22 protein-coding genes and 1 pseudogene are annotated in these 20,791 nt (G+C 64.3%); 14 read left to right on the top strand and 9 right to left on the bottom strand.

Annotation, left to right across the window (positions count from 1 at the left end; translation table 11 throughout):
- Positions 1-54 precede the first annotated feature (54 nt).
- The 5 genes from GRX01_RS01640 (at position 55) to GRX01_RS01620 (ending at position 3,328) form a co-directional block, all read left to right on the top strand.
- Positions 55-708 (top strand): nucleotidyltransferase domain-containing protein, encoded by a 654-nt coding sequence (locus GRX01_RS01640; RefSeq protein WP_159662748.1) that lies wholly within the window; start codon positions 55-57, stop codon positions 706-708.
- A complete protein-coding gene (locus GRX01_RS01635; protein ID WP_233740805.1) occupies positions 709-1,203 on the top strand; it encodes a hypothetical protein in 495 nt (164 codons plus the stop codon). It begins immediately after the preceding gene.
- 226 nt (positions 1,204-1,429) lie between these two features.
- Entirely contained in the window at positions 1,430-1,819 is a 390-nt protein-coding gene (locus tag GRX01_RS01630) for a hypothetical protein (RefSeq protein ID WP_159662746.1), read from the top strand.
- An 88-nt stretch (positions 1,820-1,907) separates the two neighbouring features.
- Positions 1,908-2,909: a hypothetical protein gene (locus GRX01_RS01625; RefSeq protein ID WP_159662744.1), complete on the top strand. Its 1,002-nt coding sequence runs from the start codon at positions 1,908-1,910 to the stop codon at positions 2,907-2,909.
- Positions 2,906-3,328, top strand: coding sequence for a hypothetical protein (locus tag GRX01_RS01620; protein WP_159662743.1), 423 nt, complete (start codon positions 2,906-2,908; stop codon positions 3,326-3,328). The genes GRX01_RS01625 and GRX01_RS01620 overlap by 4 nt, the downstream gene beginning before the upstream one ends.
- Before the next feature lie 8 nt (positions 3,329-3,336).
- Here the strand turns inward: GRX01_RS01620 and GRX01_RS01615 are convergent, their stop codons facing one another.
- Positions 3,337-4,377 (bottom strand): Cdc6/Cdc18 family protein, encoded by a 1,041-nt coding sequence (locus GRX01_RS01615; protein WP_159662742.1) that lies wholly within the window; start codon positions 4,375-4,377, stop codon positions 3,337-3,339.
- Between the two features lie 231 nt (positions 4,378-4,608).
- Between GRX01_RS01615 and GRX01_RS01610 the strand changes: the two genes are divergently transcribed.
- Entirely contained in the window at positions 4,609-5,418 is an 810-nt protein-coding gene (locus GRX01_RS01610; RefSeq protein WP_159662741.1) for a Cdc6/Cdc18 family protein, read from the top strand.
- Between the two features lie 349 nt (positions 5,419-5,767).
- On the opposite strand, the gene GRX01_RS01605 is transcribed toward GRX01_RS01610, so the two are convergent.
- From GRX01_RS01605 to GRX01_RS01580, 6 genes and pseudogenes are all read right to left on the bottom strand, one after another.
- Positions 5,768-7,465: a histidine kinase N-terminal 7TM domain-containing protein gene (locus GRX01_RS01605; RefSeq protein WP_321167854.1), complete on the bottom strand. Its 1,698-nt coding sequence runs from the start codon at positions 7,463-7,465 to the stop codon at positions 5,768-5,770.
- Between the two features lie 84 nt (positions 7,466-7,549).
- The gene (locus tag GRX01_RS01600) at positions 7,550-8,485 is read right to left on the bottom strand and encodes a UbiA family prenyltransferase (RefSeq protein ID WP_159662740.1); all 936 of its coding nucleotides are present in this window, start codon (positions 8,483-8,485) and stop codon (positions 7,550-7,552) included.
- Positions 8,486-8,768: 283 nt separating this feature from the next.
- Positions 8,769-9,422, bottom strand: a complete 654-nt coding sequence (locus GRX01_RS01595) for a VOC family protein (RefSeq protein ID WP_159662739.1) — start codon at positions 9,420-9,422, stop codon at positions 8,769-8,771.
- Between the two features lie 196 nt (positions 9,423-9,618).
- A pseudogene (locus GRX01_RS01590) lies at positions 9,619-9,954 on the bottom strand (cupin domain-containing protein); the annotation flags it as partial.
- 66 nt (positions 9,955-10,020) lie between these two features.
- Complete coding sequence (locus GRX01_RS01585) at positions 10,021-11,061, bottom strand: ATP-binding protein (RefSeq protein ID WP_321167853.1); 1,041 nt, start codon at positions 11,059-11,061, stop codon at positions 10,021-10,023.
- Positions 11,062-11,117: 56 nt separating this feature from the next.
- Entirely contained in the window at positions 11,118-11,726 is a 609-nt protein-coding gene (locus GRX01_RS01580; protein ID WP_201289470.1) for a metal-dependent hydrolase, read from the bottom strand.
- A gap of 127 nt (positions 11,727-11,853) precedes the next feature.
- Here GRX01_RS01580 and GRX01_RS01575 point away from each other — a divergent pair, with 127 nt between their 5' ends.
- A complete protein-coding gene (locus GRX01_RS01575; protein ID WP_159662737.1) occupies positions 11,854-12,510 on the top strand; it encodes a potassium channel family protein in 657 nt (218 codons plus the stop codon).
- A 395-nt stretch (positions 12,511-12,905) separates the two neighbouring features.
- Positions 12,906-13,787, top strand: a complete 882-nt coding sequence (locus GRX01_RS01570) for a dihydrodipicolinate synthase family protein (protein WP_159662736.1) — start codon at positions 12,906-12,908, stop codon at positions 13,785-13,787.
- A 16-nt stretch (positions 13,788-13,803) separates the two neighbouring features.
- On the opposite strand, the gene GRX01_RS01565 is transcribed toward GRX01_RS01570, so the two are convergent.
- On the bottom strand, positions 13,804-14,580 hold the full coding sequence (locus tag GRX01_RS01565; protein WP_159662735.1) for a TOBE domain-containing protein: 777 nt from the start codon (positions 14,578-14,580) through the stop codon (positions 13,804-13,806).
- Positions 14,581-14,750: 170 nt separating this feature from the next.
- On the opposite strand from GRX01_RS01565, the gene GRX01_RS01560 reads away from it, so the two are divergent.
- From GRX01_RS01560 to GRX01_RS01535, 6 genes are all read left to right on the top strand, one after another.
- Entirely contained in the window at positions 14,751-15,713 is a 963-nt protein-coding gene (locus tag GRX01_RS01560) for a substrate-binding domain-containing protein (protein ID WP_159662733.1), read from the top strand.
- Between the two features lie 2 nt (positions 15,714-15,715).
- Complete coding sequence (locus GRX01_RS01555; protein ID WP_321167852.1) at positions 15,716-16,432, top strand: ABC transporter permease; 717 nt, start codon at positions 15,716-15,718, stop codon at positions 16,430-16,432.
- Positions 16,429-17,193 carry an amino acid ABC transporter ATP-binding protein gene (locus GRX01_RS01550; RefSeq protein WP_159662731.1) on the top strand — a complete coding sequence of 255 codons (765 nt, stop codon included), beginning with the start codon at positions 16,429-16,431 and terminating at the stop codon, positions 17,191-17,193. Before GRX01_RS01555 ends, GRX01_RS01550 begins: the two co-directional genes overlap by 4 nt.
- A gap of 107 nt (positions 17,194-17,300) precedes the next feature.
- A complete protein-coding gene (locus tag GRX01_RS01545; protein ID WP_321167851.1) occupies positions 17,301-18,401 on the top strand; it encodes a putative sulfate/molybdate transporter in 1,101 nt (366 codons plus the stop codon).
- 43 nt (positions 18,402-18,444) lie between these two features.
- Entirely contained in the window at positions 18,445-19,113 is a 669-nt protein-coding gene (locus GRX01_RS01540) for a DUF7384 family protein (RefSeq protein WP_159662729.1), read from the top strand.
- 125 nt (positions 19,114-19,238) lie between these two features.
- The gene (locus GRX01_RS01535; protein WP_159662727.1) at positions 19,239-19,619 is read left to right on the top strand and encodes a universal stress protein; all 381 of its coding nucleotides are present in this window, start codon (positions 19,239-19,241) and stop codon (positions 19,617-19,619) included.
- Between the two features lie 82 nt (positions 19,620-19,701).
- Here GRX01_RS01535 and GRX01_RS01530 read toward each other — a convergent pair whose 3' ends face one another.
- On the bottom strand, positions 19,702-20,625 hold the full coding sequence (locus GRX01_RS01530) for an acyltransferase (RefSeq protein WP_159662723.1): 924 nt from the start codon (positions 20,623-20,625) through the stop codon (positions 19,702-19,704).
- Positions 20,626-20,791 lie beyond the last annotated feature (166 nt).

The raw sequence follows: 20,791 nt of genomic DNA, 5'->3' as shown, positions 1-20,791 counted from the left end.
GTACTCTCCCATCACCTATAAAAACTTTAGTCACTAAGAGTGACTTGTACCACTATGAGTGACGAAACTTCGGGTGTGTTCCTCCCACTACCCCTACCCGAAAAACAAGTATTCCGATACCAAGCAGCAGACGACATACTCGAACTGCTCTACAACAACCCTCACACCGAATTCACAATCACACAACTACGAGAAACCACAGGACACGGCGGAAAATCAGTAGACAACGCCGTCAAAATCCTAGAAAACCTCCACCTCATCACCAAAACAAAACAAGGGCGAAGCTCACTGATACAGATCCAACAAGACCAAATCCAGAAACCCGACGACCCACTGCTCCAAATACCTCAAAAAGAATTCAGAAACCCCGTCAAAACACTACTCGAACAAATAAAACAAACCGACATCAACACTGTTGGAATCATACTGTTCGGAAGCGTCGCACGAGGAGAAGCAGACAGAGCCAGCGACATCGACATCCAAGTAATCGTGGAAGACGACCTCCTCGAATCCCGACGCACACTCCAAGACCTTAGACAAGAAGTCGAGAACAAGAAGTTCGACGGACAACGATACGAAATCCAACTCCTAGTAGAATCCGTCGAGTCTGCGGAAAACTACGGCGAGAAACTACAGCAGATCTTCTCAGAAGGCATCATACTCCACTCCACCAGTAAACTGGACGAAATCAAGGAGGCAGTCTTCTAAATGGACGACAGCGACGTAGAAGACCTACTGGACGAAGCCACAACCCTGTTCGAAAGACCAGGCAACCAGTTCGAAGAAGGACTCGACGTCGACGACCCCACCCTGTTACAACTCAAGAAAGCATGTCGCATGATCGATGCCGCACAGTTCCTCCAACAAGAAGACGGATACTACACCGTTGTAATCGAAGCCAGTTTCTCTGCGATAGAACGAACCATACAGTTCTACCTTCTCGACACAGGCTTGCTTCACGAAGACGAATACATCAACCACGAAAACGTCTACCAGATGGGAGAAGACGCAGGGCTCTACACCAAGGAATTCGCCGGCAAACTCACCAACCTCTGGCGAAACAACCGATCAGACACATACTACAGAGAAGGAATCGCAACCGAAGAACGAGCCAGGAAAATGCTGGAACTCGCCAAAGCCGTCCACAGTCATGTACTCCAATTAGCAGGCGAAAGCCACGAATGCATCTGCAACACCGCCTAACCCTTCCCAATCTAAAGATTCAGATCTCCACCAAACCAGTGATGGGACGCGCCACTCCAAGAGAACTATCAGAAGCCGACAAACTACTCAAAAAAGTACAGAACTGGACCGACAACGAGATCGAACAACTACCCCAGTTCTACAGAGAGAAGGCAAAGGAATACCGGAGTCTACTGCAACCCGGCGAGGAATAACCAGTAACACTCCCTAATACCAATTATTTTTTATGGATTACCTGGATGACGACTGGGATCTTGAGCTGAAAGAGCTACTACAGGAGAGCAAAGAACAGCAGCAGGATCGATTGGAAGAGGAACTGAAGCGGATCGAACAGCAGTTAGAGGAACGAAATCAGGTACACAGGGAAGTCGTCGACGAACTGGAGTCGAAACTTGATTGGTACAAAAATCGATTAGAAGACTTGTACAAGCAGAGACGAGGAAAGGCTGCTGAAAGAAGCCAATTGAAGAATCAAATCACCTTGTTTTATCGGCAACTACGGAACGAGAAGCAGCAGCACTGGTGTGATAAACAGGAGCTGGAACAAGAACGGAGAGATCTACTCCGCAGTATCGATGAATTAAGTAGCGAAAACCTGCTTGACGAACTATTCTAACGCTCGCGGACGGGCTTCTGCTGGAAAATTCTACTGTATACTGATTGTTGGTTAGTTTCTTATTATTATAATGTATAGTCGGTCTTGTATGGCCTCAGGTAGTGATGGACGGATTCGTCGTGAGATTCTTGCCAAGGTATACAGGATACATAGTCAGAGTATTCGTTATCGTGCTGGTTTTGAAGAGATATGTGACAGCTTGAATTTTGACGTTGAGGACGTTGTGTATCATTTATCGCGGATGGATGATGACCGGCTTGTTGAAACTAAAGGTGGACTCGGAAACCCGATTAATTCTGTAGAGATCACTGCCGCCGGGATCGAGAGGTTGGATGAAAAAGGGTATGACACGATTTTGAAAGATGATCTTCGTTACGTAATTTTGGGGAAACTGTATATCCATGATCGAGAGAACATTACCAGTTCCAGTTACGGTGTTGGCCGTAGTGATATTCTCGATGAACTGGATGTAGACGAACAGGAGTTCAAAGTAAATATATATTATTTGAATCAAAAAGACCTGATCGAAAATAAAGCCGGGGATTATCTTGAGATCACGGCACAGGGACGTAATATGTTTGAGGAGTATCGGGATGATGGTATTCCGATTCCGCGTTCAAAGGAGTTGACCCAGTGGGCACAGTATTCAGTTGAGAAGGGTGATGAGGAGACTGCATTCAATCTTTTCAGAGATATCGTAGAGTTAGCGGGAGAGGAAGTTCTTGTTGTTGACCCGTTTGCTCAGGGCAAATTGTATACTGAAATGTTGTGTGACGTACCTGATGTTGTTGATATCAAGGTCCTATGTACTGACCAAGAAATTGATGAAGAGAATAGGGAGAAGTTCAATCAGTTATCCGAGGATCGGACGGGTGGCACGGAGCTACGATACTTGGATTATCGGAGTGGTGAGTGGCCTTTCCACGACCGGCTTCTGTTTGTTGATCGCAGTGAAGGCTGGGTTTGGGGTCATACCTTTGCTCATTCCGGTACGAAGCATCATACCATCAGTGAGATGCGTCCAGTAAATGTAGAATCAGATTTGGAGAAATTTGATAGTGCTTGGGAAGACGCAGAGGAGGTCCAATGAGAGTCTCGAAACAAATTTCGATCGAATTCCCCGACGACGGGGGAATGATTGGGAGGGAGTGTCCTCGCTGTCAAGGACGTTTCACTGTTGACAGAGAAAGATATGAGGACAGTGGTTTCCGGAATCTGCGTTGTCCTTATTGTGGGTTTATTGCTGAGTTAGACCGGTTTATGACTGGTGAACAGCGTGGATATGCGCATTCTGTTCAACAAGGTGAGCTGTATGATCTTGCTGAGGAGATGCTTGAAGAGGCTTTGTCTGATATAGGGTTTGAGTCTACTGGCGGAATTGATTTTGGAGGTACGCCTACGGAGTCTCCGCAGTTTTCAACTGAGACAGAATTGGTAGAATGTGGTGAATGCGGTTTTTGTTTTGGGACTGAGGTCGGTCGTGAAGGTGTCTGTCCTGTTTGTAGATAGCTGAATTTCTATGGAGTTGGTTGTTTGAGACGGATTTCTCGTGTTTTACCTTTGCTGCCGCCGTAGTGGTATTCTGCTTTGATCAGGTTGAGGTGTTCGAGTTGTTTTAAGTGGTCGCTGATACGGCGGTTGCTCAATGATTCCTGTTCTTGGGATTGACAGAGTTCTTGGTAACGTTTGTAGACGGCTCCGGTCCGTATTTTGGTGTCTGTGTCTTCTGCGAGCTCTTGGATTGCTTGGAAGAGTAGCCGGTGGTGTTCGGTGAAAGAACTGAGGATCTGGTTGATGTATTCGTTAACGGCTTTCTCTTGGACTTGTTGGACGTGTGTTTCGGTGATGATTTTGTCCGCCTGTTGTGCTGCGGTTTTCAGCCATTGGATCCCGAGTCGAGGGTTGGTGGTTGTTGAGGCGATGTAGGTTAGACTTGATTTCTGAACGGTTTGGGGTTTCAATGATTTCTGTGCTCGTTCAAGGAGTATGTCGTAGACCTCTTCGCCGGTATACGGTTCCAGTTGAATGGGGTATGGTTGGAGGCTGCTGAATGTTCTTTCCTCTACCTGTTTTTGCAGATTCAGATTCTGGTTGGAGATGGTGATGACGTTGACCTTGGATTGGTTTTTCATTCGGGAGAGGAAGTAGAGAAGGCTGTCACCGTCGTTCTCCAGTAAGAATTCGATTTCATCAAGAACAATCACGGTGTGTACAGCTCCGGTCCGTTCCTCGATCTTTCTCTGTAGGTCGGATGTGTGGTACCCAGTATTGACGGGTTCCTTGGTTAGTGATTGAAGTATCTGTCTCAGGGTTTTGTACTGTGTATCACTGTTTTTACAGTCGATATAGCATGTGTTTGCTTGGTCAAGTTGGTTGAGTTGGAGAAGTGTGAGATGGGTTTTACCGGTTCCCTTGGGTCCTTGGAGATGAATATTTCTGCTGCTGTCCGGACCGATCAGGTTGGAGAGAGCGGTTTTCGTGTTCTCACGGTCGACGAAGTCTGCAGGAACGGATTCTGGTTGCAGTGGCTCAAGGTCGGAGATTAGTTCACGTGTCATCAAAACAGGATTTGTGAATTGTTGTTTTACACAGGTTTAGCGATACCCTGGTTCAAATGAAAAGACTGGAGATCACTGATTTATTTAAACCCGAGAGTGTTCCACGAGTTCCGGTTACAACGCTTTGTTTTAGTGGTATCAAGTGAACCGGGGTGCCGGACCTCTCTTTTGAATATGGTTGATCCAGAGTAGAATTTACTCGCTGGGAAAACTGCGAGGGGGTGTATTCTATTGGCAACGTTTGAATCAAAACAAGAAGACGGACGCAGTATACTTAGAAGCGAAACCTATCTCGGTACAGGTTTTCAACCGGAGAAACCGGTAGGAAGACGCAGGGAGATAAATCGGATTGTGGAGGCGGTGAAACCGGTTACGCGTCGGCGTAGCCCTGAGAACCTGTTAGTCTATGGTCCGGCCGGTATCGGAAAGACCACCTGTGTACGCCATGTCTTCGACCGGATGGAGGATGAGACCACCTCCAAAGCGGTTTACATCAATTGCTGGCAGTACAACACCCGTCCCTCCTTGTTGACGGAGTTATTGATTCAGCTGGGTTATCCAGCACCGCGGAAAGGAAAACCGGTCGACGAACTACTCTCCAAAATACAGGAATGGTTGAGCAAGAACCGTGGAGTAGCAGTCGCATTAGACGAGTTCGACCAACTACAGGAACGAACCGAAGTCATCTACGACTTGCAAATGCTGAACGAAGACAGTGAAAATCAGTTAGGTATTGTAATGGTGTCAAACCAGCAGCCCTCGACGCTGAAGTTAGATCCGCGCAGCCGCAGCCGATTGAACTGCCAGACACTCCAGTTCAAACCTTACAGCACACAGGAACTGATCGAAATACTGGAAAAGCGTGTTGAGCAGGCATTCCGTCCCGGCACAGTACCTGATGAAGTAGTAGAAGAGATTGCCTCTCAGGTTGCACAGAAAAGCGGGGACTGTCGACAAGCTTTGAACCAGTTGCTTCGTGCAGGCAGGAAAGCTGATCAGGCAGGACAGCGACAAGTAGTCATCGACGACATAGAGGAGTAGTCCACTACGGCAGCTTTGAATGGGTATTGGAGACGTTGTCGATGCTAGTGGTATCAAGCAGGCCGATAGACTGCTTGCCCGGTGTTTGAAGGGGGTGCGCGATAATACTAAGTTGACGAGGAGCCCGGCCAGCAACCGGATATACAGCAAATACAAGGACGGCGACGAGGTCTGAAAGACACACTAAAAACGTGTTGGCTGAGGACGGTCAAATCGGCGTTCTCAGGCCACGAAACGTATCACCGTCTTGGTAAGGACGAGAGCGCGGGTTCAAATCCCGCCCTAGGCTTCTCACGTTCTCACGCCGTCAGCCGCCGCGTCGTCCCTCGCGTGTTCGGCGACGACGCCGTCACTCCCCCTCCGACGCGATCCGCGGGACGCGCACCGTCACCACGGTGCCGCCGCCCTCGCGGTCGTCGATCGTCAGGTCGCCGTCGGCCAGTTCAGTCCCCCAGGCGATGAGCCACAGTCCGAGGCCGCTGCCGTGTTCCAGCGGCGTCTCGTTCCCCCGCTCGAGGGCGGCCCGTTCGTGGTCGCTGATCCCCGGACCGTTGTCGGCGACCCTGATCTCCACGCCCTCGTCGGCGCAGGTCGCCCGCACGCCCACCCACGGGTCGGCCGAGTCGTTGTGTTCGGCGGCGTTCTCGACGACGTTCATCAGCACCGAGGTGAGCACCGGGGAGACCGAGACGGCCGTGCCGTCCGCGGGGTCGTCGCCCGGATCGACCTCGAGGTCGACCGCGACCGACGGGTGGTCCTCGCGGACCGCCTCGACGCACTCCTCCAGCACCGCCGACAGCGTCAGCGACCGCCCGGACTGGCGGCCCCGTTCGAAGATGTCGATCACGTCGCGCGCCTTGTCGCTGATCGCCTCGATCCGCATCGCGCCGTCCTTCACCGCCTCGACGTGCGCGCCCTCGGCGTCGATGAGGTCCGCGTTCCCGTAGATGAGGTTCGTCTCCGTCCGGATGTTGTGTCTGAGCACGCGGTTGAGCACCTCCAGACGCTGCTGACGCCGGAGGTGGTCGCTCACGTCGTGAAAGGAGATCACCCCGCCCAGCGAGCGGCCGTGAAAGTCCGCGACCGCCGTCACCGTCACGTCGTACTGCCGGCTCCGGAGGCCCTCCCCGAGGGTGAGGTGGCGTGAGGAGCGCCCCTCCTCCGGCAGGTGTTCGTACCGGGGGATCACCTCGGCCGCCGGTTCACCGAGCACGTCCCGCGGCTCGACGTCGAGGATCGCCGCCGCCTGCTCGTTCATGTCGACGACGTAGTCGTGTCTGTCGACGACGACGGCGCCCTCGCGCATGCGCTCGAACACCAGCCGTCGCGCGCGGTGGTTCGCCGAGGGGCTCGTCCCGAGCAGGCGAAAGCGGGTGATAGCGCCGAGGTACGCGACGCCCGACACCGCGAAGAACACCGGCGTCGGGTCGAGGCTCGGGACCGGGACGGCGCCGGCGAGGAACAGCACGTTGCTCGCCCACGGGGCGAGCGTCCCGACGAGGAGCCCGAGGCTCTGGCCGCGGAACGGGAGCGAGTCGCTGCGGACCAGTCCCAACAGGGGGATCGACCCGAGCAACCCGAGCAGGTAGGTGTAGCCGGTGACGACCCAGTACCAGGGACCGCCGACCCGATCGAGCACCTGCCGGCCGCCCTCGGTGACGAGTTCGGTGTCGAGATACAGCAGGTCGTGGTAGTCGTTCGTCGCGGCGAGTGCGACCGTGACGACCGGAACGACCGACAACAGCGCGACGTACCGCGGTCGGACGTAGCGATCCCGCCCCGTGTACTCCAGCGCGAACAGGAGCCACGCGACCGGGATCACCACGACCCCGACCCACTGAACGTCGGAGTAGAACGCCTTCGCCGCGAGGGTGTCGGCCCGGTGTTCGAGGACGAAGAACACCGACCACCACACCTGTCCGGCCGACATGGCCGTCAACGGAACCGCGCCGGGTTCCCGTCGCTCGCGCCACGCGAGGAGCGCGGCGGTCGTCCCCACGACGACGGTGAGCAGCATCACCGCCGTCAGCGTTCCGGGCGAGAGCACGTCCCCTCCTGCTGTGGGGGGAACCGTAATAAATTCCGTCGTCACGCGCCGCGCGACGATCCCGCAGATCGGGGGACGGCCCGCTCACGCGATGAGAAGCGGCCCGACCAGCGCGGCCGCGACGACGAGGTACTCGCACTCCGAGGCGAGCGCGACCGCGTCGTCGTCCGCGCGACCGAGCAGGCCGGTGACGACCAGCGAGTACGCCACCCCGACGCCGAGCGCGACCGCGGGTCCGGCCCGTAGCACGCCCGTCGACGCCGCCACGCCGACGAGACCGACCGTGAACAGGTCGACGCAGTACAGCGCCCGTCGCGTCGCCGGGACGCCGAACGCGACCGGCAGCGTCGCCACGTCGGTCGCGCGGTCGGCCTCGACGTCCCCGACGTTCGGGATCTCGGTGTCCACGAACGACCGGAGCAGGAAGTACGCGAACACCACTGCCGTCGCCGGGGTGACCGCCGCGTCGGTGAACGCGACCGGAAGGGCGGTCACCGTCGTCGCCCACGCGAGCGCGACGACGAGGGAGTTGACGACGAGCACCTCCTTCAGTCGGCGGAGCCTCGGGGCGAGGTTCGGAACCCAGTCGGCGGCGTACGCCACCCAGAACGCCCCGGGAAGCAGCGTCACGGCAAGGGCGACGGGACCGCCGAGCACCGAGATCGCAACGGCGAGGCCGTACGCCACCGACGCCAACAGGTAGAGGGTGCCGCGGTGTCGCCGAACGAACGCCGACCGATCGGGGTCCGAGACCGCGTCGGTGTCCGCGTCGGCGACCCGGTCGTTCGTGTACACCGCGAACGTCACCAGTCCGACGACCACGGGAGCCGGGTTCGGCGGCAGCGACAGCAACACCATCGCGATCGCCACCTCGGTCATCGCGATCGCCGCCAGATACGCGGAGCTGTACACGAGCGCGTTTCCGGCGCGCTCGCCGTACGTGGTCAACAGGTCGACGATCCGACTCCTCCGTCCGGTCGCGCCGCCCTCCTCCGGCGCGTAGGTTGGTTCGTGGGACATGTGTCAGTGGATCGACCGACGGCGACCCCGCCGGCGTGCCTTGGCGGTACCACCCAGCCGATCCTATAAATATTCTGTCTAATATGACACTCATTTGAGTCTATGCGGTCCGGATAAATCGGCTGCGATACTCTCGCTACTTAAGATCTCGTCGAGCGCGGCGGCTTGCCCGCCCGCGGCGAGCCAGTCGGCTCGGGGACGATGAGGTCAGTGCCGGTCGAGAACGGTATGCAGTCGGCGGGGCCGTGATCGATACACCGACCGATCTCTCGATCGAGTGGTCCTATCCGTCGATCCCGGTTCCCGTCGCGGCGTCGGGGACCTCGTTTCGCACCACGTCGAGCCCGAGCTCGTCGATGGCCGCCTCCATGTGCTCGTCGTCGACGTAGCTCGCGCCGGCGGCGACGCGCTTCGACTGCGCGAGCGCCATCACCTCGCCGCGGCGGTCGTCGGGCAGTTCGTACTTGTCGACGACGAGTTCGATGGTGAGGCCGTTGTGGTCGCGGGTGTACAGCGAGTGGAACGCGCCGCGGTCGAACTCGCTGTAGCGGTGGCCGTGCTCCGAGAGCGCCGACTTGATCTCGGGCAGTTCCTCGGCCTCGATCGAGAAGGCGAGGTGGTGGACCGCGCCGACGCCGGGCCGCTGGCCGGGGGCGTTCTCGCGGTCCTCCTCGACGAAGAACGTGATGATGCGCCCGTCGCCGCTGTCGAAGAACAGGTGCGTCACCTCGGGCGCGTCGAGGTTCGGCTGGCGCATCACCAGCGGCATCCCGAGCACGTCGCGGTAGAACTTCACCGTCTCCTCCTCGTTGCTCCCGATGAGCGTGATGTGGTCGGTGCCGGTCGTCCGCAGCACGCTGTCGTCGGGTCGCTCGGCGGTCACGGGGACGTCCGACTGGTCCGCGGGTACCTCGGTGTCGTGGTCGTCTGTTGCCATACCAGTGGTACGGTCGCCGGCCACTTAGCCGATCGCTGACATCGATGTTACCGGGCGCCTTCTCGCCCCCGTGTCACCGACTGGCTTCGTCGTTCTCCCCGCCGTTTCTGCTCTCACCGTCCCCGATCTCGACGCCGATCCGTCCTCGGCTCACGCCCGGTTCCAGTTCCGTCACGTCGTTCGCCCGGTCGTCGCCCGTATCGCCGGCGTCGCCGGTGTTCTCGGTGCCGGACGGCTCGAACAGCGCCACCTCGGCCTCCTCGCGCGCGACGGGTCGGTGTTCGACGCCCGCGGGGACGACGAGCAGTTCGCCGGGCGACAGGGTCTCGGTCGGGGCGTCGCGGAACTCGACGTCCAGCGGGCCGCCCTCGATCACCCAGAACAGCTCGTCGGCGTCGGGGTGGCTGTGCCAGACGAACTCGCCGTCGAGGCGGGCGAGCTTCACGGCCTGCCCGTTCAACTCGGCGGCGAGGCGCGGCGACCACGGCTCCTCGAAGGAGTCGAACCCGTCCGCGAGGGATACCTTCTCCATGCCGTCGGCTGGGGACGCCGGCGCAAAAAGTACCCAGACCGCCGTCGCCGGTGTCGTCGCCGCTGGTCACTCGGGCGTCGCCCGTTCGGGTGCGACATCGACGCCGCTGATCTCGAAGCGCGCGCCGCCGCCATCGGCGTCCGTGATCGTCAGCGTTCCGCCGTGTGCCTGGACGACCGCTTGTACGATCGCCAGCCCCAGTCCGCCGGTTCCGGCCGTCGAGAAGTCGGCCTCCACGGCTCGATCGCGGAGGTCCTCGGGAACCCCCGGGCCGTCGTCCTCGACGTAGAAGCCGTCCGGAAGCGACCCGACCCGGACGGCGGGATCGGGGCCGGCGTGGGTGACGGCGTTGCGAAAGAGGTTCTCGAGCAACTGCAGGAGGAGCGACCGGTCGCCGTGGATGGTGGCCGTTCGCTCGACCGTCAGCGTCGCGTCCGCGGTCGCCACCATCTCCCACGCGTCCCGCGCCAGGTCGGACACTCTGACGGGCTCGACCGTCGACAGCGCACCGCTCTCCGTGAACGCCAACGTCGCCTCCGCGATCTCGGAGATCCGGAGCGCGGCTCGCCGGATGGCGTCGATACGTTCGTCTCCCTCGATCTCCGCCGCCAGCAGGTCGGCGTACCCCTCGATCACGTTCAGCGGGTTCCGGATGTCATGGCTGAGCACGCCCACCAGCGTCTCCAACTGCTTCTCTCGGGCCGCGGACCGTTGCTCGGCGAGCTTCTGTGCGGTGATATCGTGGTGAACGACGAGCGCGTACCGGTCCCCGTCCAGGGTGAACGCCGCGGCCTCGAGCGCGAACCACCGGTGATCGTCGGGAGAGTGGCACGGGTAGTCGACCCGCAACGGTTCATCGACTCCGCCGAGTATCGCGCGGAGCCCCTCGATTGAATCGCTCGCGTACGGGTCGGAGAACGCTTGCTCTCCGATCTCCAGGTAGTTCTCACCGACCCAGTAGTCGGGATGGCTCCCGTGGTTCTCGTCGGCGAACCGACGCCAGGCGTCGTTCACCAGCACGATCGTTCCGTCGGCCGAGATGACGGCGATCTCGACGGGGAGCGCGTCGAACCCGGCCGTGACGATCGAAGACGAGAGAGACGACACTACTGGGTTGAACACTCGCTCGGACGGATATCAGGCTGCCGGCCGTGGACCGGTCGTCACCGCAGGTCCTCGATCAGCGTCTCCGGGACCGCCGCGAGCACGGGGTCGGGCGCGGCCGCGACGAGGCGCTCGCCGGCGTCGACCAGCGACCGACGCACGAGCGCGTAGCCCGCGGAGACGACGAGCACGCCCGCGATCCCCCAGCGGGCGGGACCGTCGAGCGTCGCCAGCGCCGGGAGCGCGAGCGCGACGCCGACGAGGAAGTCCTCCGGGGCGCCGTCGTAGCGGATCCACCGCCGCGGCCGATGCCACCTCCCGCGGACGTGCTCGTACACGGCCCGATCCCCCGTCGCCTCCCACGGGCGAAGCGTGAGGTCCCCGCCGACGACGTCCGAGACGGCGTGGACCGCGGCCGCGACGAGGAACGTCGCGACCGACAGCGTCGCCGGCGACGGGGCCGCCGCCGCGACGAGGACCGCCACCGCGGCGGCGGCGCTGCCGTACCCCGGAAAGTGGAGGTCCTTCCGGTGGTCGCCCAGCAGGTCGAGGTCGGGCGCGAGCCCGCCCAGCGCCCCCGCGAGGACCACCGGTCCGGCCTCCGGCACGAGCGCCAGCGTCCCGAGCCCGACGACCACGCCCGCGAGGACGTGGGTCGTCGCCATCATAGCCACACGCAGGCGACGGAGACGCAAAAGCGAGACGTGTCCCGTGTTAGCGTGGGGGCTCCGTGGGAGGGCTTCGTCGGCCCCGTTCGGCGACAGCGCTATGTGGTATGACGTAGCATAGCATGACATGGACATCGTCATCGTGGGGTACGGCCGGGTCGGCGCCCGTACCGCGCGGGTGCTCGACGAGGAGGGACACGACGTGACAGTCGTCGATAACGACCACGTGAAGGTCGAGCGCGCGCAGTCCCGCGGGATCCGGGTCGTCGAGGGCGACGGCTCGAACCCGTCGGTGCTCGCCGAGGCCGGCGTCGCCGACGCCGACGCGGTCGGGGCGATCACCGGCGACCCGAAGCTGAACTTCGAGATCTGCATGGAGGCGACGGAGCTGAGCGACTGTCGGACCGTGATGCGCGTCTCCGAGGACTTCCACGAGGAGATCTACGACGAGTTCGAGCGCGCGGTCGACGAGATCATCTACCCGGAGCGTCTCGGCGCCGCCGGCGCGAAGACCGCCATGCTCGGCGGCGACTTCAACGCCATCAGCGACCTCACCGAGCGGCTCCAGCTCGTGACGATCATGGTCGACGACGACTCCGGCGTGATCGGCAGACACGTCAACGACCTCGCCGTCGACGGGGGGCGCGTGTACGCCCACGGTCGCGCCAGGGAGCCGCTGACGATCCCGCTGCCCGGCACCGCCGTCGAGGCCGGCGACCGACTCGCCGTGCTCGCCGAGACCGAGCGCATCGACGACGTTCGCACGGCGCTGCTCGAGGGCTGAGCGACGGGACGGTCGCCGATCGAGCGTATCGACGACGAGGCAGCCGTCGCTCGGCGGTCTGCGGACCGTCCGGAGAGGGGGAAAGAGGCAGGGCGGAGCCCTGACGGGCGAACGTCGGGGGGTCCACGCGCCCGCGGCGCGGATTCCGGATCGAGCGTGTGAGGCGTTCGAAGCGACGCGCCGTCGCGATCCGGTTCGCGATGGGGATCGGCCGTCGGCGGACGTTCTCGCGCCCATCGGGCGACTTCGTCTCCCGTCTCATAAAGACGCGTCAGACGGAAGCGGTGCGTCAGACGCCCGCACGACCCGATCCCGGCCGCGGCGTCGTGCCCCTCGACGGGCGTCCTCTGGAGTCGACGGGAACGCTCTTGATGCGGGCTGTCGACCCACCTCGTATGCACGGTACCGGACCGCCGCTCGTCACGCCGTTCGACGCCGACGGAGCCCTCGACGAGGCCGCCCTGCGGGACCTCGTCGGCTGGGTCGAGTCCCGCGGGGTCGACTTCCTCGTCCCCTGCGGGTCGAACAGCGAGGCCGAACTGATGACCGCCGAGGAGCGCGCCCGCACGATCGAGGTCGTCGCCGACGAGGCCTCGGTGCCCGTGCTGGCCGGCACGGGCAGCCCCGGGAAGCGGGAGACGCTCGCGGCGACCGAGTCCGCCGCCGACGTCGGGGCCGACGCCGCGCTCGTGGTCACGCCGTTCTACTACGGCCACGATCAGGCGACGCTCGAGGCGTACTACCGGGAGGTCGCCGACGAGTCGCCGATCCCGGTGTACCTCTACTCCGTCCCCGTGTTCACCGACACGGGTCTGGACCCGGAGACGGTCGGCCGGCTCGCCGAGCATCCGAACGTGGCCGGCATGAAGGACTCCTCGGGCGACATCGCGGCGTTCCAGCGGATCCGCGAGCGCACCGCGGACGCGGACTTCGACCTCATGGTCGGCTCGGGCGGCGTCCTCGGACAGGCGCTCGCGGCCGGCGGAACCGGCGGCGTGCTCGCGCTCGCCAACATCGCGCCGGAGGCGACGACCGCGATCTACGGGGCCCACGAGGCCGGCGACGACGGGCGCGCTCGCGAACTCACCGCCGCGTGCGTCGATCTGGATCACTCCGTCACCGGCGAGTACGGCATCCCCGGACTGAAGTACGCGATGCGTCAGCGCGGGGCGCCGGCGGGGCACGCCCGCTCGCCCCACCGCCCGATCGACGACGAGGCGAGGGCGGCGCTCGACGACCGCCTCGCCGAGTTCGAGGAACTGCGCGCCGAGTTCTGAGTTCCGTTCCGAAGCCCTACTCGGTCCGCTCGTCCGCGTCGCCGGCGGCCTTCGACCGGGTCGCCCGCGTCGCCGTCGCCTTGAACGAGGCGACCACCGCACCGCCCTCGTGCAGCCCGAGGCGGTCGGCGCTGTCCACCGTCACCAGCGCAGCGAGGGGCTCCTCGGCGCCGACGTCGACGCGGACATCCACGACGGCGTCCCCGCGGTCGACCCCGATCGCGTCGCCCGGGAACCGGTTTCTCGCGCTGGTCGCGTCCGCGGAGGGCGTCCCGTCGGGGTCGTGGAGCGTCACGGCGTCGGCGCGGACGCTCACCTGCACGCGGTCGCCCGCCGCCGGGTCCGGGTCGCCGACCGCGAGCGCCCGCAGCGACCCGGCGTCGGTGTCGACGACCGCGAGTTCGCCGTCCCGCCCCTCGACGACCCCCTCGAACACGGACTCCGCGGCGCCGGCCGTCCCGGCGAGTGCGGCGGCGAGGCGGTCGAACCGCGCGAGCAGCGCCCTCGCGCCCCGCGTCAGCCTGCTTCCCCCGCCGTCTGCGCCGCCGCGGCGCCGCTCGACGAGGTCGCCGAAGGCGTCCTCCAGCGTCTCCAGCCGCGAGAGCGCCCGCGCCCGGGACCTGCCGAGCTCGCTCGCGGCGCCGCTCACCGATCCCGCGTCCGCGATCGCGCGCAACAGCGTCGCGTCGCGTCCGTCGAACGTCACGCCGGCGGCGACGAGACTCGCCTCGAACCCCGCCGCGCCGCCGTCGCCGCCGGACCCGTCCCCGTCGCTCCCGTCGTTCGATCGCATCGACGACCGGTTCGGCGACTCGGCGGAAAACCGTTGCGTGCGGCGGTTCTATTCGATCACGGCTGTGCTGTCGGGGCGCTGAAATCAAAAACGGTTTCGAATTTGTGTGTATACGATTTGAGGTAACCGATTCCCACAAGTATATACGGTCGTGGGCGATCGTTGTTTCCATGTCGAAACAACGTCCCGGCGGCCGCGAGGGGGCGGCGAGCAGGCGGGCGTTTCTGGCCGCGACGGCGACCGGCGCCACGGGCGCGCTCGCGGGCTGTGTGGGGCTCGGCGGCGGACGGAGCGACGACCAGCGCCCCGGGGTGGCCGGCGAGACGCTGACGCTCACGACGACGACGAGCACGTACGACACGGGGCTGCTCGACGAGATCCACCCCGACTTCGAGGACCTGTACGGCGCGACCGTCGACGCGGTCGCGCAGGGGACCGGCGCCGCGCTGGAGACGGCCCGCAACGGCGACTCGGACGTGGTGATGGTCCACGCCCGCGGGCTCGAGGACGAGTTCATGCGCAACGGCTACGGGATCAATCGTCGCGATCTGATGTTCAACGACTTCGTGATCGTCGGGCCCGAGGACGACCCCGCGGGAATCGAGGGGGCGGACTCCGCGACAGAGGCGCTTGCGACCATCGCGGACGCGGGGGCGACGTTCGTCTCGCGGGGCGACAACTCCGGAACCCACACGAAGGAGTTGAACCTCTGGGAGGCCGCGGGGGTCGACCCCGGCGGCGACTGGTATCAGGAGACCGGCACCGGAATGGGCGAGGCGCTGAACGTCGCCACCCAGCAGGGCGCGTACACGCTCTCGGACCGCGGGACGTTCATCTCCCAGCGCTCGGAGATCGATCTCGTCGTTCTGGTGCAGGGTCCCATCGAGGACGGCCCGGAGATCCTCGCGAACCCGTACGGGATCATGGCGGTCAACCCCGGTGTGCACGAGAACGCGAACTACGACCTCGCGATGGCGTACATCGGCTGGATCACGAGCCCCGGAACCCAGGACGCGATCTCGAACTATCAGGTCAACGGCGAACAGTTGTTCTTCCCCGAGGCGGTCTCCGAGGACCCGAACTTCCAGCAGTACGTTCCGGAAGGCTGGAGTAATAGCTCGGACAGCGAGTAAGCGTGCCGCTCGAACCGGTCGTCGGACTGCTTCAGGGGTTCCTCGATCTCCCGTTTCGGGACGGCTACGTTCCCAGCGTCGTCTACGTCTCGCTGTACGTGAGCGTGATCGCGGTGGCGCTGAGCACGCTGTTCAGCATCCCGGCCGCGCTCGCGATGGGGTTCACCGACTTCCCCGGAAAGCAGTTCGTGAAGTCGGTGATAAACACGGGAATGGGGTTCCCGAGCGTCGTCGTCGGGCTGCTCGTCCTGTTCGCCGTCTCCAATCGGGGGCCGCTGGGCGCGCTGGATCTCGTGTTCACCAAGGAGGCGATGATCATGTCCCAGTTCGTGCTCGCGACGCCGCCGATCACGGCGATCAGTCTCGCGGCCATCACCGGCGTGAGCGACAACGTCCGCGACGCCGCTCGCGTGCTCGGCGGCACCCGCCTCGACACGGCGCTGGTCGTGATCAAGGAGGCGCGCTACGGCATCGCGACCGCGGTGCTCGCGGGCTTCGGCCGCGCGATCAGCGAGGTCGGCTCCGTCCTCATCGTCGGCGGGAACATCACCGGCGCCGACGGGGTCTCGAAGACGCGAACGCTGACGACCGCCATCCAACTGGAGGCCCGTCAGGGGCGCTACGAGACCGCGATGGTGCTCGGCGCGGTGCTGGTGGCGGTCGTGCTGACGGTCAACGCGATCGTCGTCAGACTGGGCGACACGGGGGTGAACCGATGATCCGGCTCTCGAACGTCTCGCACGCCTACGACGGGGAGCCCGTCGTCGACGACGCGTCCCTCTCGGTCGAACCGGGCGAGGTCGTGGCGATCATCGGCCCCTCGGGCGTCGGGAAGACGACGCTGCTGCGGGTGCTCTCGCTGTCCCTCGAACCGGACGCCGGAACCGTCGAACTCGACGGCGACTCGGTGTGGGACGCCGACGAGGACCGGCGGCTGGCGCTTCGCCGACGGGTCGGGATGGTGTTTCAGGACGCGAGCCTCTTCGACGCCACCGTCGCCCGGAACGTCGAGTACGGGCTGCGGGTCCGCCGCGGGTGGAACGACCGGATCCGCGACGGGCTCCGGTCGGTCCTCGGGTCGAACGGGACGCCTCGGGCGGTCGAGGAGGCGCTCGACGTCGTCGGGCTGAGCGACACGCTCGACCAGGAGGCCGACTCGCTGTCGGGCGGCGAGGCCCAGCGCGTCTCGTTCGCGCGGGCGCTGGCGTACGAGCCGCGGTTCCTCCTGCTCGACGAGCCGACCTCCGATCTGGATCCGCGGAACACGGGGCTGATCGAGGACGCGATCCGCGAGGCCCGCGACCGGGACATCGGGGTCGTCGTCGCGACCCACGACATGCACCAGGCCGAGCGGATCGCGGACCGGGTCGGCGTCCTGCTCGGCGACGGCTTCACCGAGATCGGTCCCACGGAGACCATCTTCGAGGACCCCTCGGACGAGCGGACGCGGAAGTTCATCTCCGGGGAACTGGTGTACTGACGGCGGACCGATCCCGGAATGTAACTAAATATAGTTATCGAACACGTTCGGAGTGGCCCCGACCGGTTTCCGGACAGCCTCAAGTAGAACGCTGGCAACTCTCGAACGTGGCGATATCGGAGCGATTTCGGACCGGACGCGAGCTCCGGTTCGAAGCCGGCGAGTGGACCGGTGCGTTGGGGGATTCGGTTACGGTCCTCCCGATAGTCGTCGGTCTGTCGGCGCTCACCCCGGTCTCGTTGGCACACGCGCTGCTGTTCTTCGGCGTCTTCCAGGTCGTGTGGGGGCTCGTCTACGGGCTCCCGCTGTCGGTCGAGCCGATGAAGGCGCTGGCGGGGCTGGCGCTGGCGGGCACCATCTCCGCCGGCGAGTACGTCGCCGCCGGCCTCCTCGCGGGAGTCGTCCTCCTCCTCGCGGCGGGGACCGGCGCGCTCTCCCGGCTCCGCCGGTACGTGAGCGAGCCGGTGATCCGTGGGATCCAACTGGCGGTCGCGCTGCTGCTCCTCCGCGCCGGCGTGGACCTCGGCGTCGCGGACCCGACCCTCGCCATCGCGGCCGTCGGCGTCGCGGGCGTCGTCGCGCTGGCTGGCTACCGACGGGGTGCCGCGCTCGCGGTCCTCGGCGTCGGTCTCGCGCTCGCCGTCGCCGACGCCGGCGTTCCCGCGGCGACGCTTCCCGCCCTCGCGGTCTTCCCGTCCGGTGCGCCCGCACTCACGGCGGACGCGCTCTCGGCGACGACCGGCCAACTGGCGATGACCGTCGGAAACGCCGCCGTCGCGACGAGCCTCCTCCTGTCGGATCTGTACGACGCCGACGTGTCCGCCGACCGGCTCTCGGGGAGCATGGGCGCGATGTGTCTCTCGGCGGTCCCGCTGGGCGGGATCCCCATGTGTCACGGATCCGGCGGCCTCGCGGGCAAGCACGCCTTCGGCGCCCGCACCGGGGGCGCGAACCTCGTGCTCGGCGGCCTCTACCTCGCGGCCGTCCCGTTCGCGGGCGTCGTCGCGGCGTTCCCGATGGCCGTCCTCGGGGTGCTGCTCGTCGTCGTCGCGGTCCACCTCGGCCGCCGCGCGGTCGACGTGGAGGGCCGGCGCGCGCTCGCGCTGGTCGCGCTCGTCGGGTGTGTGGGCCTCCTGTGGAACGTCGGCGCGGCGTTCCTCCTCGGCGTCGGCGTCGACGCCGTCCGGCGACGCCTCGCGGCGACCTGAGGGAAACGGCTCCGCTTTTTGTCTCACAGACTCTCGATCGGATATGGAGACGTGGGCCGCGCTGTTCGAGCGGGCCGAGGGGTTCGGCGTCGACGAGGAAGCGATTCGGGCGGCGCTCGCCGAGCGGCGCGAGCGCGGGACGGACGGCGACAACGCCGATGACCGCGGGGGCGATACCGCGGGCGAGGGAGCCGGCGACGCGGATGACAGCCCCGGCGACGACACCGACGACGTCCCGGATCCGGCCGACCCTTCGCCGGCACGGATCGTCGCCGACGCGGACGTGTTGGCGGCGGATCTCCTCGTCGGCAGCGACGCACGCGAGGCGCTGGACGGCCCACGCGGGCACTCGTGGACGACGCTCGTCGCCAGCGACGCCCTCGTCGACGACGCCGCAGCGGTGATCGCTTCCCTTGCCGACTCAGATCTCGCGGCCGACTGGCGCGAGCGGATCGACGAGTGGCGCGAGCCGGTCGCGCAGCCGCCCGGCGATCACCCGGCGCTGGCGTCGGCGTTCCGCGGCGGCGCGATGCACGTGCTGTCGTTCGACGACCGACTTACGACGCCCGGAGCGGGCGCGGGACTCCACGATCGCTTCCCGGTGAGCGTGCGCGAGCCGCGGGCGTTCGCGGCGCTGTTCGACGCCGAGAAGCTCTATCCGGAGGTGGGAGACGGGGAGTATCCAGGTCCGGACCGGGACCCGCGGGCGTGAGTGAGTGAACGTCGAGACGTGCGTGTTCGACTGATCGCCCCGAGGATCCACCCGCAGTCGGTCCTTCTCAATGAGCGGGACTCATCGGACGGACTGACGGTTCACCGACACGAAATCTCCCGTGTATGACAGTACTGACTGCCATCGACGGTGAGGAGGGAAGCGAGACGGTCGCCGCGGCGGGCGTGGAGCTGGCGTCGCGGCTCGGCGAGGACGCGGTGGTGATCCACGCCGCGTCCGCGAGGAACCTCGACGACGCCGAGCGGACCGTGGAATCGATCGTCGCGGACGCGGTCGCCGACCCCGATGAGGTGACCGTCCACGTGCTGGAGGGGAACCCGGCCGAGCGCGTCCTCAACGAGGTCGACCGACTGGAGCCGACGTACGCGGTACTCGGGTCGAGCCGGCGGACGCCGGCCGGGAAGGTCGTGCTCGGGAGCGTCCTCCAGCTCGTGTTGCGCGGGGCCGACGTGCCGGTCGTGACGGTCCCTCAGGACCGGGAGTGAGGCGGCGGTAGCGAGGCCTCGCTTCCGTCGTGGGTCGGTTCGGCCGTTCGGACCGCTTCGCGGTCCGTCGAGGCCTCCCCGCTCACTCGGCGTCGGGCGCGTCGACGCCGTCCGGCGGCGTGAGGTCGCGCTGGAACTCGTCGAAGACGTCGAGGTCGTCGGGGAGATCGAACTCGACCCGCCGCTCGTCGGCGCGGTTGGTCAACTTGTCCTCGACCGGGTCGGCGACGGACTCCCACCCGGGTTTCACGCGGATGCTCCGGGCGGGCGAGCCGACCGCGATGTGGTGATCGGGCACGTCGCCCTGAACGGTGGCCTTCGCGCCGACGACGGCGTTCCTGCCGACGCGGCAGCCCGCCGAGATCATCGAGTCGTAGGTGACGCGCGCGTCGTCGTCGATGATCGTGTGGTAGTTGTCGACGTGCGTCTGGTCGACGACGTCGTGGTCGTGGCTGTAGACGTGTGCGGAGTCCGAGATCGAGACGCGGTCGCCGATCGTGAGCTTCCCGCGGTCGTCGAGGTGCACGTCGTCGTGGACGACGGTGTTGTCGCCGATCTCGATGTTGTGGCCGTAGGTGAACGTGATCCCCTTGAACAGCCGGAGGTCGTCCCCGGCGTCGGCGAACAGGTGGTTCGCGAGCATCTGTCGGAAGCGGAGCGCGAACGCGATGTTGTCGGCCATCGGCGTCGCGTCGAACTGTCGCCACAGCCACTGGAGGTGCTTCGAGCGGGTGTACCGGTCCTCGTCCTTCTCTGCGTAGTACTCCGACTCCAGCGTCGCGTTACACGGGTCGTACCCCTGGAGCCGGACGCGCTCGGCGGGCGTCACGTCACCGCCGGCCTGCCACCGTTCGTAGGCGTCGCGGTCGCCGAACAGGTCCACGAGCGTCTCGCGGACGACCTCGCAGGTGTCCTCATCGGACGATAGCCGGGCGTCCACCTGCTCGATGAAGGCCGTGACCCCCTCGTCCGCTTCGGCCGGGAGGGACACGTGGCGCTTGGTCATACCGGCCCGATTCGCCGCGACGAGTCATAGGGGTTCGGATATGCGAAGTCGGCGCCGACCCGCGGCGTGCGAGGAACCGACTGCGGTTCGGCCCCGCCTTCCCCGCGAGCGACAACGACCGAAAACGGAGACGCCGCGACGCGGCGACCGTCCGCCGTTTCCGCCC

The sequence above is a fragment of the Halobaculum saliterrae genome (assembly GCF_009831625.1).
In the GTDB taxonomy this organism is placed as follows: Archaea; Halobacteriota; Halobacteria; order Halobacteriales; family Haloferacaceae; genus Halobaculum; species Halobaculum saliterrae.
Note: the sequence above shows the minus strand (reverse complement) of the source record. Positions and strands in the feature narration are given on the sequence as shown.

Coding starts and splice junctions, on each gene's coding strand:
- GRX01_RS01640 (WP_159662748.1), top strand. CDS start 55: ATGAGTGACGAAACTTCGGGTGTGTTCCTCCCACTACCCCTACCCGAA.
- GRX01_RS01635 (WP_233740805.1), top strand. CDS start 709: ATGGACGACAGCGACGTAGAAGACCTACTGGACGAAGCCACAACCCTG.
- GRX01_RS01630 (WP_159662746.1), top strand. CDS start 1,430: ATGGATTACCTGGATGACGACTGGGATCTTGAGCTGAAAGAGCTACTA.
- GRX01_RS01625 (WP_159662744.1), top strand. CDS start 1,908: ATGGCCTCAGGTAGTGATGGACGGATTCGTCGTGAGATTCTTGCCAAG.
- GRX01_RS01620 (WP_159662743.1), top strand. CDS start 2,906: ATGAGAGTCTCGAAACAAATTTCGATCGAATTCCCCGACGACGGGGGA.
- GRX01_RS01615 (WP_159662742.1), bottom strand. CDS start 4,377: ATGACACGTGAACTAATCTCCGACCTTGAGCCACTGCAACCAGAATCC.
- GRX01_RS01600 (WP_159662740.1), bottom strand. CDS start 8,485: ATGTCCCACGAACCAACCTACGCGCCGGAGGAGGGCGGCGCGACCGGA.
- GRX01_RS01595 (WP_159662739.1), bottom strand. CDS start 9,422: ATGGCAACAGACGACCACGACACCGAGGTACCCGCGGACCAGTCGGAC.
- GRX01_RS01580 (WP_201289470.1), bottom strand. CDS start 11,726: ATGATGGCGACGACCCACGTCCTCGCGGGCGTGGTCGTCGGGCTCGGG.
- GRX01_RS01575 (WP_159662737.1), top strand. CDS start 11,854: ATGGACATCGTCATCGTGGGGTACGGCCGGGTCGGCGCCCGTACCGCG.
- GRX01_RS01570 (WP_159662736.1), top strand. CDS start 12,906: ATGCACGGTACCGGACCGCCGCTCGTCACGCCGTTCGACGCCGACGGA.
- GRX01_RS01565 (WP_159662735.1), bottom strand. CDS start 14,580: ATGCGATCGAACGACGGGAGCGACGGGGACGGGTCCGGCGGCGACGGC.
- GRX01_RS01560 (WP_159662733.1), top strand. CDS start 14,751: ATGTCGAAACAACGTCCCGGCGGCCGCGAGGGGGCGGCGAGCAGGCGG.
- GRX01_RS01550 (WP_159662731.1), top strand. CDS start 16,429: ATGATCCGGCTCTCGAACGTCTCGCACGCCTACGACGGGGAGCCCGTC.
- GRX01_RS01540 (WP_159662729.1), top strand. CDS start 18,445: ATGGAGACGTGGGCCGCGCTGTTCGAGCGGGCCGAGGGGTTCGGCGTC.
- GRX01_RS01535 (WP_159662727.1), top strand. CDS start 19,239: ATGACAGTACTGACTGCCATCGACGGTGAGGAGGGAAGCGAGACGGTC.
- GRX01_RS01530 (WP_159662723.1), bottom strand. CDS start 20,625: ATGACCAAGCGCCACGTGTCCCTCCCGGCCGAAGCGGACGAGGGGGTC.